The organism is Mucilaginibacter sp. A3364, from assembly GCF_059690715.1.
In genome coordinates this window covers 729,181-744,886 of record NZ_JCAWED010000002.1, presented here as the reverse complement: position 1 = coordinate 744,886, position 15,706 = coordinate 729,181, and the positions used below count along the sequence as shown (strand labels likewise).

Genomic DNA, 15,706 nt, shown 5'->3' with positions numbered 1-15,706 from the left:
TAATAGTATAGTATAAAACAGGCCGGGTAAAATGGATTGCCCGGTCTGTTTATTTTTAAATCGGGCTCAATGGCACATTATGATATAGCGGTTAAACAAGAAATACTTAATATGTTGACGGACATGCGGGTTAAGCATGAGTTAATGGATTTTGATTCCGGAGCAGCTATGATAGATATATGGCTGGGCGATGATTTTTATGTGATACAATTAGAAGATGGGATTATTGGCTTTTCATTGGTAGGTGATGACGATTGGTTCAATGTTAATCCTGATCTGCGGTTTAAAACCTTTGGGGGATTTAAAAAGCATTGGATAGGGTTATATGAATCGCAATTTAAAAAGAACGGGTAAAAGGGCCGGAGATTGGCGTTTTTGCAGAGAGTCAATACCAACATCAGCTTTTTTTTATATTGGTGCTTATGAAAAGTGTCTTTAGCAGAGTTTTGATTTTTGTTGCTTCGCTGATAATCTTTATCGCTTCGTTATGGATGTTATACAGGGACCTAAACTATTTTATCACGCGGCGCGAAGCGGACGGTAAAATTGTAAACATTGTGCGAAATGATGGGGAGATATTTGTTAGCGTAAAATATTATAACGGGTTAATCAGCGCCCCCGTTACCAGCTCGGTTCGATTACACGTTAGCTACGGAGAGCAGTTAAAAAAGGCTGACCTAAACCACATCAGAGTTTTTTATGGGCGGGGCTACCCGGACGATGTTGTATTAGCTGACTATAAATCGCCAAAGCTACTTGTTATCGTATTTGATGTTTTTATGGTGTTGATCATGATAGCCGGTATGTGGTCGGCCTTGCGCAAAACAGAGAAGCGGCAGATTTAGATCAAACATGCGTATATTTGATTTTTGCAAATCAATAGCAGCATGGACGTAACGACCCTTGAAGAGTTTTATAAAGAAACCAGCGGCATTATCCCCGAAGGGATAAATAAAGAAATTGGCCACTTTAATGTGTTCAGGATAAAAGATGTGGCCGCTGGGGCGAAGAAGGGCGTGATGCCTTATAACCGCCGGGCTTACTATAAAATAAGCATGATAAACGGTCGTAGCCGCGCCGAGTATTCTGATAAGGTGATCGATGTGGAAGAGCATGCCCTATTATTCGCTACACCCAAAATACCTTACCACTGGCTGCCGCAGGATGAGGAGCTGGACGGCTACTTCTGTATATTTACCGATGAGTTTTTGATACAGCATAAAAGCGGTGTGGTGCTGGATGACCTGCCGATATTTCAGCCGGGCGGCTTACCTGTTTTCCAGGTGAATGATGAGGAAACGGAAGAAGTGATGGCGATATTCAGGAAAATGAGTAAAGAGCTATCGTCCGACTATGCCTTTAAATACGATCTGCTGCGCAACTATGTTTTGGAGCTGATACATTACGGGCAGAAACTGCAGCCGGCTACTTCACTGTACCCGTCGCACACGGCCTCTGCCAGGGTATCATCACTATTTATTGAGTTGCTGGAGCGGCAGTTTCCTATCGAATCGCCTAACCAAAAGCTTGATCTGCGCACCGCTAAAGATTTTGCCGACAGGCTTTCGGTCCACGTAAACCACCTGAATAAAGTGTTGAAGGAGAATACCGGTAAAACCACTACGGCTATTATCAGCAGCCGCATAGTGCAGGAGGCCAAGATCCTGCTCAAACAAACCGATTGGAACGTATCTGAAATTGCGTATTGTCTGGGTTTTGAGGAAGTGGCGCACTTCTCTAACTTCTTCCGCAAGCAAACTACCTACGCGCCGCTGGCGTTTCGCGCCTAGCAAAGTCATGCATATTTGATTTTTGCAAATAGTGGATTGCTATTTGCAAACGCCAGCGCCTTTTGTGGCAATACCTTTGTGTTATCAAATTAAAAGACAGAAAAACACAATGGCACACAACAGCAAAATAGCCCTAATAACCGGCGGCAGCCGCGGCCTGGGCAAAAACATGGCACAGCACCTGGCCAAAAAGGGCATCAGTGTAATTATAACCTACAACAGCAAAAAAGCAGATGCCGACGCCGTAGTCGCCGAGGTAGAGGCTTTAGGTCAAACAGCCGCCGCTCTGCAATTAAACGCCGGCGACATTAAAAGCTTCGATAGTTTCTATAAAGAACTGGCAGAAGTGCTTAAAACCAAATTCAATACCGATCGCTTCGATTTCCTGGTTAACAACGCCGGTACCGGCCTCTACAAAGCCTTCGCCGATACTAGCGAAGAAGAGTTTGATAACCTGTTTAACATCCATTTTAAAGGCGTGTACTTTTTAACGCAGAAAGCCTTACCGGTTATTAACGATGGCGGCCGTATCATCAACATCAGCAGCGGCCTGGCGCGCTTTAGCTACCCGGGCTCATCGGCATATGCCAGCATGAAAGGTGGTATAGAAGTACTTACCCGCTACCTGGCCAAAGAGCTTGGTGCACGCGGCATTGCTGCTAACACGGTAGCCCCAGGCGCTATTGAAACCGATTTTGGTGGGGGCCACGTGCGCGACGATGAAAACATGAACAAAATGGTAGCGAGTGCCACAGCACTTGGCAGGGCTGGTTTACCTGATGATATTGGCGGCGTAGTTGCCTTTTTATGCAGCGAAGAAGGCCGTTGGGTTAACGCGCAACGCATTGAGGTATCTGGTGGGATGAATGTGTAATAGCTTTTAATACCCCTATAATTCCCTTTTACTAGTTTGTCATTTCGACCAACGGGAGAAATCTTATACGAGCGACAAGTATCAAAGCATATAAGATTTCTCCTCGTTCCTCGTCGAAATGACATTTTTGTTTTTATGGATGTTCGTTCGCTAACTTTTTGCGACATCCGAACACTATCTCAGATGACCAATGACAGCGCAGCGAATGACCAATGACCACGAAGTGAAATGACTAATTTTTATATATTTACCCCATGGACACCCCGCAAACCCTACCCATCCTAACTGCCGAAGAGCTGCGTGTGCTTGGCGCTTTAATAGAAAAAAGCAAAACCACACCCGACTATTACCCCATGACCGTTAACGGCCTTACCGCCGCCTGCAACCAAAAAACATCGCGCAAGCCGGTGGTTAACTATGATGAGGAAACGGTGGTACATACGCTGAATGACCTGAAGCGCAGGGGGCTGATCTCGACTGCTACCGGTGGTTCAAGCAGGGCTACTAAATACAAGCATAACTTTGCTATTGTGTTTCCGGTTATACCATCAGAGCTGGCTATTTTGGCTTTGCTGATATTGCGTGGTCCGCTAACACCGGGCGAGTTAAATACAAACTCGGGCAGGCTATGGGAGTTTGAAAGCATTGAAGAAGTGCAGGAAGTACTTGAAAAGCTAGCCGGCGGCGATATGCCATACGTAGTGCAGCTACCCAAACGCCCGGGCCAGAAAGAAGCCCGCTATGCCCACCTGCTGGCCGGCACGCCCGAAGTTAACGACGACGATGATGATTACGAAGCAACCCCGTCAACAGGCCGCGGCAACAGCGCCCTGGAAGAACGTGTAACTAAACTGGAAACCGAACTAGCCGAATTGAAATCAGCCTTCGATGATTTGATGAAGCAGTTGAGTTAAGCCGCCAACTGGTGCTCTACCTCGTCAACCAGGGCATTTATATCAAAGGGCTTGTGCAATACCGCGTCAGGCGCACCTTTTTGGGTAAGCACATCCTCCACGCGGTCATCGCCCGAACACATAATTACAGGCAAATTTTTGGTAGAAGTGTTTAGCTTTAACAGCTTACATATATCACGCCCATCAATATCGGGCAACATCATATCTAATATTACCAGATCGGGATGATCGGCTTTGATGGTATTCAACACCTGGGTGCCATTATACAGGGAAATTACCTCATAACCCCTGGTGTTTAATATATAGGTCATCACCTCTACCATGAACTCATTATCGTCAACAATTAATATCCTCTTACTCATGGCCTTAACATTTGGGTATATAATGCAAAGGCTGTGCCGCATTCTAAAAATAGCTTAAAATAAAAAGGGCGACACGCCATTATAACGCCTCGCCCTCAAACTAAACCACACTAAATCTTTATATATGTATAAATAACTCTTCTTTTGGTTTACGCACTTTTTTTGCGCTTGCCAGCGGATCTGTATCTAACCTAAAACCTATGGGTGCTATAACAGATGTTGTTAAACCACGCTCTTTCAACCCTAAAATTTCATCAAATTGTGCCGCGTCGAAACCTTCCATCGGGCAGGCATCAATACCTAGCTCGGCAGCCGCCGAAGCCAGTACGCCTAAGCCTATGTAAGCCTGTTTATGGTTAGCTGTAATTTTTTGCTCGTGCGATTGGCTGCCGATAAAGGCACCAATGCTGGTTTCAAAACCGGCTAATGTTTCACGTGGAATAGCACGGGTTTCGGCAATGCGGGTAATGTATTTGGCTATGTAATCGCTGTTAAGGTTGGTTTCGGCGGCGAATACCAACACGTGCGATGCATCGGTTAATTGCGCCTGGCCGCGGGCCGCCTCGCGCAATTTGGCTTTAACAGCCTCGTCGCTAACCACCAATACACGGTAGGCTTGTAAGCCAGCCGATGATGGCGCCAATTGTATATGTGCTAAAAGCTCCTCTAACTGATCATCAGAAAGCTTTTTAGTTGGGTCGAATTTTTTGGTGGCGTAGCGCCAGTTTAATTTATCTAAGAGTGACATGTTGTTTCAAATTTAATTTCAGCACAAAATTAAATGTTAAAACAATAGATGTTGTCACATATAAGTAAATTATAGGAAGCCCTTTTCCTTCAATTGTTTTTTACGCTCGTCTTCCTGTTTTTTGATGGCGCGTTTTTCCTGGCGGATCTGTTTTTTGGTTTTGCCTGCGGTGTCAATGTTTTTTATCCGGGCTTCTTCCTCTGCTTTCAACTGGTTTTCAATCCGCTGCGCTACCGTATCCTTTTTACCAAATAAACGCTGAAAGAAGTTTGGTTTCTTCTCCTCCGGCTCATCCGGTAAATTCAGGTCAAGCGGTATCTCATCATCCGGACTACCATTGATCATCCGCTCAGCCGTAGCCGAATCCACCGGTGCCACCTGCTGCCTCAAACCCTCACGCAGGTAAACATCATAAAAGCCGTAGCTTGTTGAGGTATCCCGCTTAATGCGGTATTCGCCGGCCATCAGCCTACCTAACGAATTAAAATAATGCACCAACCCCGGCCTTAACGAACCATCGGGCATAAAGTAGTACAATCCCCATTTAGGCTTAGGCACAATGCTGGCCAGGTAAATACTCTCGCCCAGGTTAAGCTCAATAGGCTCTTTGCCAAAATAATAGCGCGAAGCCTCCTTAATACCATAAATACCGCGTCCCCATTCAATCACGTTAAAGTACACCTCCATCATGCGGTTTTTGTTCACCACGCCGTTGTTCTCAATCAGCCATACCAGCAGCATTTCTTCAAACTTACGGGCGGCGGTTTTCTCTCGGCTCAAAAACACGTTCTTCACCAGTTGCATGCTCATGGTACTTCCGCCCCGCGCAAAACGGCGCTCTTTAATGTCGGTCACTATCGATTTACGGATAGACTCCTCCATAAAGCCGTGATGCTTGTAAAAAGTAGGGTCCTCGGCCGTCATTACGGCATCGCGCAAAAAGGTAGAGATCTCGCCCAGCGGGGTGTAATTAGGGTTTTGCGGACCAACCATAAACGTGCGCAGCGGCTTGCCATTCTCATAAGCCGTATACTCAAACGGCTTGTTTATTTTACTTAGGTCAACCTTGCCGTATTGCAGTATCTTAAAATCCTCGCTTTTATCCATGCGCGAATCAAAAACCAGGTCGTTAGGGTTATCGTGGTCCATCGCGAAGTTTAAATGGTAACTCAGCTTACCGGCAACCTTCATTCCCTCCAGCGACTCAAACGTCCCTTCCGGAAACGAATCAAACACATCCTGCGCTTCCTGCGTATCCATGCTCAGCTTCAGCTCGTAGCGCTTCTTAGGGTTCAACACATATTTTATATAAGGGTTGGCCGTAATCTTCTTCAAATGAATAACCGACGAACTATCCAGCGACAAGTAATTACTGCCCACCACCACGTTGGCATCAATTGCCCCATCAGGTATCACCACATCGCGCGCCGAAATACCGGCATGGTTTATCAGCAGGTTTTTGGCACCCAGGCTGCTAAAAATGGTGGTCTCGCCCTCCTTGTGTTTAACATCGGTAAGCTTAATGTTCAGGTTATCAAAATTAACCTTCAGCTTGTATTTGGCCTCAATGTAAGGTATCTCCACCTTTTGGCCGTCGGCATACCATTTTACGTCAATCTCCTTATCGCTGGGGTGCATGGTGCCGGCAAAATGCCAGGTAGCGGCGGTATCGTTCAGTACGATGGTTGATTGCAGGTCGCCATCATCAATAATGGCGCTTTTGGTGTACAGCTTCAGCGTGGTGCTATCCTTAACAAACGACGCCGTAAAATTCTGCATGTTCAAATCATCCGGAATTTTGTACAACACCTCGCGTATCAGGTTATTGGCCAGCACACTTAAATCGGCCTTGGTTTTGGTGGCGGTGCTGTCTTTCTTCTTCCTAAATAAAAAGTCGAAGTTGCGGATGCCCTTCCTGTCCGTCAGGCTCAAAAAGCCATCGTTAAGGTTAACCTGGGCCAGTTTTACGTTGCCAAAAATAAGCGGCAGCAGCTTTACGCTCACCTCAAAATGGTTAATACGCAGCAGGCTGTCGCGCCCCTCGGGCACTATGGTAATATTGTTAAGCGAAACGGTAGCCAGACCGGTAAACTGTGCCGAAGCAATTTTAAGGTCGAGGTTATAATCTCGCCGGGCCTTGGCCTTGGCTTTGGCCAGTACGCTTTGCAAAATAGCCTCGCGCTTGCCATAGGCCACAAAGCCCCCAATAAGCGCCAAAACCAGCAAAACGCCCGCAACAATACCGGCAATACGTAAATATTTTTTGTACTTAGGATCAAGGCGACGCATCAATGCTATATAAGGTATATGTTTCTGTACTATAAACGCAGCAAGCTTCGGGTTTAGTGTTAGCAAAAAGCTTCCCGCTTCAAATCTAAACTAAATCCCCGCTCATACAAACGTGGCGAGGCGGAAAATGTTTAGCGAAGGGATTGGGGGCGCAGAAGGAGATTATAGGATGGAGATTTCGTTTCATAACAGGTTGGTTGAATTTAGAATTAAGTGGTTAGATTAGTAGATCACATTCACTGTATGTCGCAATGGAGTTTACAAGTTTTCATAATCGGGTGTTTAACGCAAAAAGGGGAACGTATTCAAAAGTAACGGATAGAGAGTTTTACGATTCGCAAATAACATTGGACGATTACGAAGCTAATGTTGTATTAGAGTATTTTGGATATGATAATATAAATAGTGGTAACGTCGGCAGCAACAAAATAAAATCCTCTAAACCATTTATCCTTCATGGAGATGGTAGATTAATTAATCTAAATATTGTATTTCCCAAACCTGGAAAAAACGAGCTACGACTGTATTTGAACGTTTCTTTTAAACCACACGGGGGAATGATATGGTTTTTATATATTGACAACCAGGATGTGTTAAGGATCGGCGCTATGAATGAGAATGACTGGACTAATTTAGATCAAGCAGACAAGTTGGATGCCGACTACCAACAGGAAATCGAACAAAAATTTAATAAGAATGCCGGAAAAGAAGTCGATCCGAAGGGTAAAATAAGCACAGCTACTTTAGGCGAGAGGGTTATCTATATTAGAGATCCAGCTCTTGCAATTGTCAGGTTTAAAGAAGCCTCTTGGCGTTGTGAAATCGATAAAGACCATCAAACATTTGTGTCGGCAGTAACTAACCAACCGTTTGTGGAGGCTCATCATCTTATACCGATGAGCTTTCAACCGCAATTTGTAACCCAATTAGATAATCTGGATAATATTATAGCATTGTGCCCTACATGCCATCGAGCAATTCACCATGCCAAAAGTGAGCATAAATATAGTATGGTAAAAAAGCTCCATGCCTGTCGACCGCAACTTCAAAATCATACAGTTGATAATATAGCACAGTTTTATAATTGCATCCCAATAGTATAACTCGAAAGGCAAACAGTTAATAAGTTTGTCTGTTTTAAAGTAATGGATATACACTCGAGGGAAGTCCGAAGTTACAACATGTCCCAGGTGAAAAGTAAAAATACTAAGCCTGAGCTCCTAATTCGTAAATTTCTTCACAGGCAAGGGTTCCGGTACAGATTACACCCCAAGAACTTGCCGGGTAAGCCAGATTTGGTTTTGGCAAAATATAAAACTGCGATATTCATAAATGGTTGCTTTTGGCATGGGCACCAGAATTGTAGGAAAGCGGCATTGCCTACCACACGAGCAGAATGGTGGAAGACGAAGATTGATAAAAATGTTTTCAACGATGAAAAAGCCATTGCTCTTTTAGAATCTAAAGGGTGGAACGTTATAACAATCTGGCAATGTGCCTTATCAAAGAAAGATCTTGAAGTTACCCTGTCGGGATTATTAGACGATTTAAAAAAAACAAAAAGTTCACTTATATCCGATTGACTTATAGTCGAATAGGCGATAGCTTGCAGGATGGACATCCGCAAAAAAATCGGCCTGCGAATAAAGGAATACCGAACAAATTCAAAACTTACTCAGGAAGCCTTAGCATTTAAAGCTGAGATAGATAAGACCTACATTAATGAAGTTGAAAACGGAAAAAGAAATGTTTCTGTTATCAATCTTGAAAAAATAATTTGCGCACTTGACGCTACGTTAAGAGAGTTTTTTGATAGCGAAGTTTTTGGGGGGGCTACAAAATGAGAGCCAAACCGTATACTAGCAAAAAAAACTTAATTAACGACGAGTTAGATTCGGCTGTGTTAACTCATTATGTCGGAACAAACGACCCGGTATATAAAGATAGAGCGTACAAAATCGCAGAATCTAGCCCTAGCGGATTCAATGAACCTCAAGCATTATATAATGCTTTTCAACAGGACCTTTTTCAAGAGGTAAGTATTCCTTTCCATGCGACAAAAGAAAAGGCAAAATTTACTTTTATAGATCTATTTGCCGGCATCGGTGGCTTTCGTATTGCTATGCAAAATTTAGGAGGTAAATGTGTGTATACTTCAGAATGGGATAAGTCTGCCCAGATAACCTACCAAGCTAATTTCGGCGAAAAGCCATTTGGAGACATCACTAAAGAGGAAACCAAGCAATATGTTCCTGATAACTTCGACGTGTTATGTGCAGGGTTTCCATGCCAAGCATTTTCAATAGCCGGTAAACGCGGTGGATTCGAAGATACACGAGGTACATTGTTTTATGATGTCGCCGAGATTATACGTAGAAAACAACCAAAAGCAATTTTCTTAGAAAATGTAAAAGGATTGGTTAGTCACGATAAAGGAAAAACCTTGCAAACGATTTTACATGTATTAAGGAATGATTTAGGATACTTTGTTCCTAACCCCAAGGTTGTCAATGCAAAAGATTTTGGAGTTCCGCAGAATAGAGAAAGAATATTCATAGCTGGGTTTAGAAGAGACTTAGGAATAACCGACTTTAATTACCCAAAGGCATCAGAAGAAAAGAAAGTCCTAGAAGATATCAAAGAGCAAGGCCCGATTTCAGCGAAGTACTACTTGTCAACGCAGTATTTGAAAACGTTGAAGGAGCATAAAGCTCGCCACGAAAGTAAAGGCAATGGTTTCGGCTACGAAATAATCCCGGATGATGGAACGGCGAACGCAATAGTTGTTGGAGGAATGGGAAGGGAGAGGAATTTAGTTTACGATCACAGCATCGTGGACTTTACCCCAGTAACAAAAATAAAGGGGGAAGTAAATAGAGAGGGGATTCGAAAAATGACGCCTAGAGAATGGGCTAGATTACAAGGATTTCCTGAAGAGTTTAAAATAGTCGTGGCGGATGCATCGGCATACAAGCAGTTTGGGAACTCTGTAGCCGTCCCAGCCATACAGGCGATGGGGAGCGAAATTATTAAAAAACTAAACTTGTAGTAAATGACGCTAATAGGTAATAAAGGAGAGTGGAGCGAAATATATGCTTTTTTCAAAGTGCTTGCCGACGGTGAATTGTATCCAGGAGATGCAAACCTGAATAAAATTCAAGGTTTTTTTTATCCCGTGATTTCCGTGCTTCGTGAAGAGCTATCTTTGAAGAAAAAGTTTTCTGTAATAAACTCCAATATTGTAATCACGGACGGCGTAAATCCTCCGATTACAATACCTGTTTCACAATTCGCAATACAAGCGACAAACTTACTAAATGCTATTAAAAGCTCTTCTGGCCCGTCCTTTTCCATCCTTTCTACAGAAGCCTTTCTTACACAATTGGGCTGTTACACCCTTAAAGCAAATTCTAGTACAAAAGCGGATATAATAATTAATATCCACGATTCTAGGACAAACCTTCAACCGATACTTGGATTCAGTATAAAGTCACAACTTGGCGGCGCATCGACATTATTAAACGCGAGTTCTGCGACTAATTTTATATTTAAACTTACAGGACCATTACTGCCGCCATCAATTTTAAGTCAGATTAATAGCATAAATACAAGTCGTAAGATACGAGATAGAATACAAGCGATATACAATAATGGCAGTAGTTTGACGCTCGCAAAATTTGATAATCAAACTTTTAAGAATAATTTAGTTTTAATAGATTCTTTATTACCTGAAATATTAGCGAACGCGTTGATCGGTTTCTTTAAGGATGAAATCGTATCACTAGCTAATATTTCTAACCACTTAACCTTTACAAATCCCTTAAATTATGACCAGTCTTTAAATCATCAGTTTTATGAACATAAGCTAAAACGCTTTTTGTCAGAGGTGGCTTTGGGAATGATGCCAGGCACTATATGGAGTGGTGTTTATGATGGCACAGAAGGCTATTTAGTAGTTAAGCAAGACGGAGATGTGATAGCATACCACATTATCAATAGAAATTTATTTGAAGATTATTTGCTGCAAAACACAAAAATGGAGACACCGAGTTCAACCAGACATGGCTTCGGTACAATTTACACGCAAAATAATGAGCAATTTATAAAGCTCAACCTACAAATTAGATTTTTATAGCCTCCCCCCTAAACCCGATAGCAGCGATACCGGCCATCGCGCCTAAGGCCTGCAGCCGTATAAGCGTATAGCGGGGCTACCGCAACCCAAGCACCACTGCCCCTGCTTTTCAAAAAAAACACCAAAACCAAGTGTAGCACCTCCTACTGACAAAACAGCGCCACCAAAAAAATCAAGCACCTGTAAATCAATAGTGTAGCGCGCTACACCAGGTGTAGCACTGTAGCGTGCTACGCATACGCCGCTACACTGCGCCCTGTCGCCCGGGGCCTAAACGGTGCTCTCCCTCATTTTATCATTACCATGACACTAAACCCCTCATCTTTTAGTAATTTTGCCGGTACATACACGTGTACATGATTATTACCCGCGAACAAGTTTTACAAGCCCTGGGCAATGTTGAGGAACCCGACCTGAAAAAGGACCTGGTTACCCTAAACATGATTCAGGATATTGAGATAGATGGCAACCGTTTAAGCTTTTCGGTAGTGTTAACCACTCCGGCCTGCCCCCTTAAGGCGCTTATTGAAAATGCCTGTCGTAATGCCATTGGCCATTTCATTAGCAAGGAGGTGGAGGTTACCATTAACATGACCAGCCGCGTTACCACGCAGCGTAACACCGGTGTGCCGGGGGTTAAAAATATTATTGCGGTGGCATCGGGCAAAGGTGGCGTGGGCAAAAGTACCGTGGCTGCCAACCTGGCCCTCGGACTGGCGCAAAGCGGTGCCCAGGTGGGTTTGCTGGATGCCGATATTTATGGTCCGAGTGTGCCTATTATGTTCGGCCTGGAAGGTGCCAAGCCGCAGGCCAGCCAGGTTAACGGCAAAACGCGCATTGAGCCTATTGAGAAGTATGGCATTAAGCTGCTTTCGATAGGGTTCTTTACAGACCCGAACCAACCCGTGCCATGGCGCGGACCAATGGTATCTACCGCCGTTAAGCAACTATTCAACGATGCCGATTGGGGCGAACTGGATTACCTGGTGGTTGACCTGCCACCCGGTACCGGCGATATACATATTACCATTACCCAAACTTTCCCGGTTACGGGCGCGGTTATTGTAACCACCCCGCAGGCAGTAGCCATGGCCGACGTGAAGAAGGGCATCGGTATGTTCCTGATGGAAAGTATTAATGTGCCGCTGTTGGGTATTGTAGAGAACATGAGCTATTTTACCCCGTTGGAACTGCCGGAGAACAAGTATTACATATTTGGCCAGGGTGGTGGCAAACAGCTGGCCGAGCGACTGGAGGTTCCTTTCCTGGGCGAGATACCGCTCATTAAAGGTATTAGCGATAGCGGCGATGCCGGCAAGCCTATTGTACTGGCGGATGAGCACCCGCTGATGGTAAGCGCCTTTACCGAGATGGCTAACCGAGTGGCGCAGCAGGTATCGGTAGCTAATGCTTTGGCAGGTGGTGATGTTAATGTGATAAATAATTAATAACTTTACTTAATTATAAATTTTTAGCAATGAGTTTATTAGAGCGGGTGGAAGCAGCACTGGATACTATACGCCCATATTTGGAAACAGATGGCGGCAACGTATCGGTTGAGGAAATAACCCCGGAAGGTATAGTGAAACTGAAGCTGTTAGGTGCATGCGGATCATGCCCGATGAGCATCATGACGCTTAAGGCTGGTATTGAAGGCGCTATTATGAAAGCCGTGCCCGAGGTTACCGGTGTTGAAGCACTTAACCTTACGGATATTGACGACCCTAACGCGGTATTGCCACAAAACCTACAGTAATTGTTAAGTATTGTTAAATGCTGCCAACCTTGGCTGCTTTGCTGTATTTTTGTTTTTTAAACTAAAACAGCATTTCGTACGTTTAACAAAACACAACAGCTTTACGGCATACATGAAATACCTTTTAGCCATATTGTTTTTACTTTTCACCGGCAGTGCCTTTGCGCAAACGGCCGATGAGCGCCCCCTGGTGCAGTTTACCGGCGTTGTTTACAATGCCGATAGCACCGAGAGCATAGTACAATATGTAAACATTAGTAATGCCAATACCGGCAAGGTGCTGGCCCAGGCTAATTATGCAGGCTATTTTAGCTTTGTAGCGCACGAGCAGGATACCATTAAATTTACCAGCGTAGGCTATAATGCCGAAACCGTGATCATCCCGGCCAATGTTAAAAACAAAAGTTTGGTGGTTAAGGTGCGGATGAAATCGCAGATCATTAACCTGCCGGTGGTGCGCCTGTGGCCCTGGGCTACTATTGACGAGTTTAAACACCAGTTGTTGACCATGAAAGTGGCCGATGATGATTTGGCTATTGCTATGAAGAATCTGGATGCTGTGCAGCTACGCATACTGGCGCGTACCATGCCGCGCAATGGCAGCCCGGTTTACAATGCACAGGCACAGCATGATGCTACGGTAAACTCGCATTCCATTACCAACCCATTGCTTAACCCGTTTGCCTGGGGTAAGCTGATAAGCGATATTACAGCGGGTGATAAAACCCGTAAAAGCGATAATTAACGGCCTTTTTTAACCGCCGGGAATTTCATTTTATATTCCACACCACGCACCATTCCGCGCGATATGTCACCCAGTTTCTTTTCCAGTAGTCTGCGGCGTAGGGGGCTTAGTTTGTCGGTGAAAAGTTTGCCTTCAATATGGTCGTACTCGTGTTGGATAACGCGGGCAGCCATACCTTTAAAGGTTTCTTCGTGATGTTTCCAATCCTCGTCGTAGTAAGATAGTTTTACAACGGGCTTGCGCGATACATCTTCGCGGATATCAGGTATGCTGAGGCAGCCTTCATTAAAGCTCCACTCTTCGCCGGTTTCTTCCAGTATAGTAGCGTTGATGAATGCTTTTTTGAAGCCTTCCAATTCAGGCTCTTCATCATCAAATACCGAAGCATCAACCACAAACAAACGCATAGACATACCAACTTGCGGCGCAGCCAAACCAACGCCACGGGCATTGTACATGGTTTCGAACATGTCGGCCACTAATTCTTTAATATGCGGATATTCGGCAGGGTCGATAGCGGTTGCTTTTTTGCGTAAAACAGGGTCGCCATAGGCTACTATTGGGTACTTCATGATACAAAAGTAGGGATTTTAGTGCGGGTTTAAAACTTTGCGTGTTGTACGAACGTCATTTCACTGCGTTGTCATTGGTCATTTCGCTTCGCTGTCATTGTCGCTTTGAAAGTGTTCGGTTGTCGCAAGTGTCGCGGTTGGGTTGCGAACGAACACCTTTATAAAGATTGTCATTTCGAAACGTAGTGAGAAATCTTATACGCCTGGTATCTACACCTGTTATGGTGTAGAAGATTTCTCCTCGTTCCTCGTCGAAATGACAAAGGGGGGAGTTAATCCTCATCCTTCGGTTCAAACCTTAATGTCATCAACCTACTCTCCTCAAACACTTCATTACTTATCTCCAGTAACTGCTCAGCCGTTACGGCGTTTATCTTTTCAAATATCTCCGGCAGGGTATCTACACAATTAAAATCAAGCAGGCTTTTGGCCATGGATATGATGAGGCTCATGCGGTTTTCTTCTGCCAGGGCTATCTGGCCTATGAACTTTTGCTTGGCCTGGTGCAATTGCAGGGTGCCCAGCTTTTGCTCGCGCAGTTTTTTCAGCTCCTTGTGTACTAAGCGCGTGGCTTTGTCGGCCTTCTCGGCATCGGTGCCAAAGTAAATGTTGAATATGCCGGTATCGGTAAAGGTGGTGTAGCCCGATTCGATGGTGTATGCAATGCCGTGTTTTTCGCGGATCTCCAGGTTTAGGCGGTTGGCCATGCCCATGCCGCCCAGCAAGTTGTTCAATAGCAGCAAGCCATTTTTGTTTTGGTGCGATGACGAATAAGCCTGGTTGCCAATAATGCAATGCGTTTGCGATATGGGCTTGTAAACCACATTATTTTCGCCGGTGTTGTGGGCCGGGGTTATGCGGGTTTTTTGATTATGATTTGGGCTGATGTTGCCAAAATACTTATCCGCCAGTTTAGTCACTTTTTTCAGGCTGTAATCACCAAAAACCGCGAACACCATTTGGCCGGTGTTGTAATTAGCAGTGATGAAACGCTGTATGTCATCTTTAGTTATAGAACCAACCGATTCGGGCGTACCCAATATGTTTTTGCCTATGGCGTGGCCCTTGAACAGGTATTCCTCAAAATCATCCTGGATTGCTTCTTCGGGCTGGTCCTCATAGCTGGCAATCTCGTCCAGTATCACACCGCGCTCTTTCTCCAGTTCTTCTTCGGGGAAGGTGGAGTGGAAGATGATGTCTTCAAACAGATCGATGGCCCTTTCCAGGTAAGGGTTAAGCAGGGATGCGTGTATGCAGGTATATTCTTTAGTAGTGTAGGCGTTCAGATCGGCACCCACCAGTTCCAGGTGATTGAGTATCTGGGTGGTGTTGCGGCGTTCGGTTTCTTTAAACAGCAGGTGCTCAATAAAATGAGCTAGTCCTTCTTTGCCCTCCGGTTCATCGCGCGAACCGGCATTCACCACAAAACAGCAATGCGTAATTGCCGATGGCGCATGCTTATACATAATGCGGATGCCGTTTGGAAGGGTGTAGAGCTCGTAGTCTGTCATTTGTATGGGG

The 15,706-nt window shown here is 44.6% G+C and carries 18 protein-coding genes; 13 read left to right on the top strand and 5 right to left on the bottom strand.

The window, feature by feature from the left end:
• The first annotated feature begins 69 nt into the window (after positions 1–69).
• From AC59JT_RS15575 to AC59JT_RS15555, 5 genes are all read left to right on the top strand, one after another.
• Complete coding sequence (locus AC59JT_RS15575; protein ID WP_497400569.1) at positions 70–354, top strand: hypothetical protein; 285 nt, start codon at positions 70–72, stop codon at positions 352–354.
• Positions 355–422: 68 nt separating this feature from the next.
• Complete coding sequence (locus AC59JT_RS15570; protein WP_497400567.1) at positions 423–845, top strand: hypothetical protein; 423 nt, start codon at positions 423–425, stop codon at positions 843–845.
• Positions 846–887: 42 nt separating this feature from the next.
• Positions 888–1,790: a helix-turn-helix domain-containing protein gene (locus AC59JT_RS15565; RefSeq protein WP_497400565.1), complete on the top strand. Its 903-nt coding sequence runs from the start codon at positions 888–890 to the stop codon at positions 1,788–1,790.
• 109 nt (positions 1,791–1,899) lie between these two features.
• The gene (locus AC59JT_RS15560) at positions 1,900–2,664 is read left to right on the top strand and encodes an SDR family NAD(P)-dependent oxidoreductase (RefSeq protein ID WP_497400563.1); all 765 of its coding nucleotides are present in this window, start codon (positions 1,900–1,902) and stop codon (positions 2,662–2,664) included.
• Positions 2,665–2,918: 254 nt separating this feature from the next.
• The gene (locus AC59JT_RS15555; protein ID WP_497400561.1) at positions 2,919–3,578 is read left to right on the top strand and encodes a YceH family protein; all 660 of its coding nucleotides are present in this window, start codon (positions 2,919–2,921) and stop codon (positions 3,576–3,578) included.
• On the opposite strand, the gene AC59JT_RS15550 is transcribed toward AC59JT_RS15555, so the two are convergent.
• The 3 genes from AC59JT_RS15550 to AC59JT_RS15540 form a co-directional block, all read right to left on the bottom strand.
• The gene (locus AC59JT_RS15550; protein WP_497400559.1) at positions 3,575–3,940 is read right to left on the bottom strand and encodes a response regulator; all 366 of its coding nucleotides are present in this window, start codon (positions 3,938–3,940) and stop codon (positions 3,575–3,577) included. The two genes, AC59JT_RS15555 and AC59JT_RS15550, sit on opposite strands and share 4 nt — an antisense overlap.
• Positions 3,941–4,058: 118 nt before the next feature.
• The gene (locus tag AC59JT_RS15545; RefSeq protein WP_497400557.1) at positions 4,059–4,688 is read right to left on the bottom strand and encodes an NAD(P)H-dependent oxidoreductase; all 630 of its coding nucleotides are present in this window, start codon (positions 4,686–4,688) and stop codon (positions 4,059–4,061) included.
• A 69-nt stretch (positions 4,689–4,757) separates the two neighbouring features.
• Entirely contained in the window at positions 4,758–6,977 is a 2,220-nt protein-coding gene (locus tag AC59JT_RS15540; RefSeq protein WP_497401668.1) for a biosynthetic peptidoglycan transglycosylase, read from the bottom strand.
• 251 nt (positions 6,978–7,228) lie between these two features.
• On the opposite strand from AC59JT_RS15540, the gene AC59JT_RS15535 reads away from it, so the two are divergent.
• The 8 genes from AC59JT_RS15535 (at position 7,229) to AC59JT_RS15500 (ending at position 13,613) form a co-directional block, all read left to right on the top strand.
• The gene (locus tag AC59JT_RS15535; RefSeq protein ID WP_497400555.1) at positions 7,229–8,080 is read left to right on the top strand and encodes an HNH endonuclease; all 852 of its coding nucleotides are present in this window, start codon (positions 7,229–7,231) and stop codon (positions 8,078–8,080) included.
• Positions 8,081–8,122: 42 nt separating this feature from the next.
• Positions 8,123–8,560 (top strand): very short patch repair endonuclease, encoded by a 438-nt coding sequence (locus AC59JT_RS15530; protein WP_497400553.1) that lies wholly within the window; start codon positions 8,123–8,125, stop codon positions 8,558–8,560.
• A 30-nt stretch (positions 8,561–8,590) separates the two neighbouring features.
• The gene (locus AC59JT_RS15525; RefSeq protein WP_497400552.1) at positions 8,591–8,821 is read left to right on the top strand and encodes a helix-turn-helix domain-containing protein; all 231 of its coding nucleotides are present in this window, start codon (positions 8,591–8,593) and stop codon (positions 8,819–8,821) included.
• Entirely contained in the window at positions 8,818–10,026 is a 1,209-nt protein-coding gene (locus AC59JT_RS15520) for a DNA cytosine methyltransferase (RefSeq protein WP_497400550.1), read from the top strand. The genes AC59JT_RS15525 and AC59JT_RS15520 overlap by 4 nt, the downstream gene beginning before the upstream one ends.
• Before the next feature lie 3 nt (positions 10,027–10,029).
• Positions 10,030–11,112, top strand: a complete 1,083-nt coding sequence (locus AC59JT_RS15515; protein WP_497400548.1) for an HpaII family restriction endonuclease — start codon at positions 10,030–10,032, stop codon at positions 11,110–11,112.
• A gap of 356 nt (positions 11,113–11,468) precedes the next feature.
• Positions 11,469–12,560: an Mrp/NBP35 family ATP-binding protein gene (locus tag AC59JT_RS15510; RefSeq protein ID WP_497400546.1), complete on the top strand. Its 1,092-nt coding sequence runs from the start codon at positions 11,469–11,471 to the stop codon at positions 12,558–12,560.
• A 29-nt stretch (positions 12,561–12,589) separates the two neighbouring features.
• Positions 12,590–12,868 carry a NifU family protein gene (locus AC59JT_RS15505; protein WP_497400543.1) on the top strand — a complete coding sequence of 93 codons (279 nt, stop codon included), beginning with the start codon at positions 12,590–12,592 and terminating at the stop codon, positions 12,866–12,868.
• Positions 12,869–12,980: 112 nt separating this feature from the next.
• A complete protein-coding gene (locus tag AC59JT_RS15500) occupies positions 12,981–13,613 on the top strand; it encodes a hypothetical protein (protein ID WP_497400541.1) in 633 nt (210 codons plus the stop codon).
• Here AC59JT_RS15500 and def read toward each other — a convergent pair.
• The gene (gene def, locus AC59JT_RS15495; protein WP_497400539.1) at positions 13,610–14,185 is read right to left on the bottom strand and encodes a peptide deformylase; all 576 of its coding nucleotides are present in this window, start codon (positions 14,183–14,185) and stop codon (positions 13,610–13,612) included. The two genes, AC59JT_RS15500 and def, sit on opposite strands and share 4 nt — an antisense overlap.
• Positions 14,186–14,457: 272 nt before the next feature.
• A complete protein-coding gene (locus AC59JT_RS15490; RefSeq protein ID WP_497400536.1) occupies positions 14,458–15,696 on the bottom strand; it encodes a M16 family metallopeptidase in 1,239 nt (412 codons plus the stop codon).
• Positions 15,697–15,706 lie beyond the last annotated feature (10 nt).

Excerpts from the sequence above, each read along its gene's own strand:
- AC59JT_RS15575 (WP_497400569.1), top strand. The coding sequence starts at position 70 with ATGGCACATTATGATATAGCGGTTAAACAAGAAATACTTAATATGTTG.
- AC59JT_RS15570 (WP_497400567.1), top strand. The coding sequence starts at position 423 with ATGAAAAGTGTCTTTAGCAGAGTTTTGATTTTTGTTGCTTCGCTGATA.
- AC59JT_RS15565 (WP_497400565.1), top strand. The coding sequence starts at position 888 with ATGGACGTAACGACCCTTGAAGAGTTTTATAAAGAAACCAGCGGCATT.
- AC59JT_RS15560 (WP_497400563.1), top strand. The coding sequence starts at position 1,900 with ATGGCACACAACAGCAAAATAGCCCTAATAACCGGCGGCAGCCGCGGC.
- AC59JT_RS15555 (WP_497400561.1), top strand. The coding sequence starts at position 2,919 with ATGGACACCCCGCAAACCCTACCCATCCTAACTGCCGAAGAGCTGCGT.
- AC59JT_RS15550 (WP_497400559.1), bottom strand. The coding sequence starts at position 3,940 with ATGAGTAAGAGGATATTAATTGTTGACGATAATGAGTTCATGGTAGAG.
- AC59JT_RS15545 (WP_497400557.1), bottom strand. The coding sequence starts at position 4,688 with ATGTCACTCTTAGATAAATTAAACTGGCGCTACGCCACCAAAAAATTC.
- AC59JT_RS15540 (WP_497401668.1), bottom strand. The coding sequence starts at position 6,977 with ATGCGTCGCCTTGATCCTAAGTACAAAAAATATTTACGTATTGCCGGT.
- AC59JT_RS15535 (WP_497400555.1), top strand. The coding sequence starts at position 7,229 with ATGGAGTTTACAAGTTTTCATAATCGGGTGTTTAACGCAAAAAGGGGA.
- AC59JT_RS15530 (WP_497400553.1), top strand. The coding sequence starts at position 8,123 with ATGGATATACACTCGAGGGAAGTCCGAAGTTACAACATGTCCCAGGTG.
- AC59JT_RS15525 (WP_497400552.1), top strand. The coding sequence starts at position 8,591 with ATGGACATCCGCAAAAAAATCGGCCTGCGAATAAAGGAATACCGAACA.
- AC59JT_RS15520 (WP_497400550.1), top strand. The coding sequence starts at position 8,818 with ATGAGAGCCAAACCGTATACTAGCAAAAAAAACTTAATTAACGACGAG.
- AC59JT_RS15515 (WP_497400548.1), top strand. The coding sequence starts at position 10,030 with ATGACGCTAATAGGTAATAAAGGAGAGTGGAGCGAAATATATGCTTTT.
- AC59JT_RS15510 (WP_497400546.1), top strand. The coding sequence starts at position 11,469 with ATGATTATTACCCGCGAACAAGTTTTACAAGCCCTGGGCAATGTTGAG.
- AC59JT_RS15505 (WP_497400543.1), top strand. The coding sequence starts at position 12,590 with ATGAGTTTATTAGAGCGGGTGGAAGCAGCACTGGATACTATACGCCCA.
- AC59JT_RS15500 (WP_497400541.1), top strand. The coding sequence starts at position 12,981 with ATGAAATACCTTTTAGCCATATTGTTTTTACTTTTCACCGGCAGTGCC.
- def (WP_497400539.1), bottom strand. The coding sequence starts at position 14,185 with ATGAAGTACCCAATAGTAGCCTATGGCGACCCTGTTTTACGCAAAAAA.
- AC59JT_RS15490 (WP_497400536.1), bottom strand. The coding sequence starts at position 15,696 with ATGACAGACTACGAGCTCTACACCCTTCCAAACGGCATCCGCATTATG.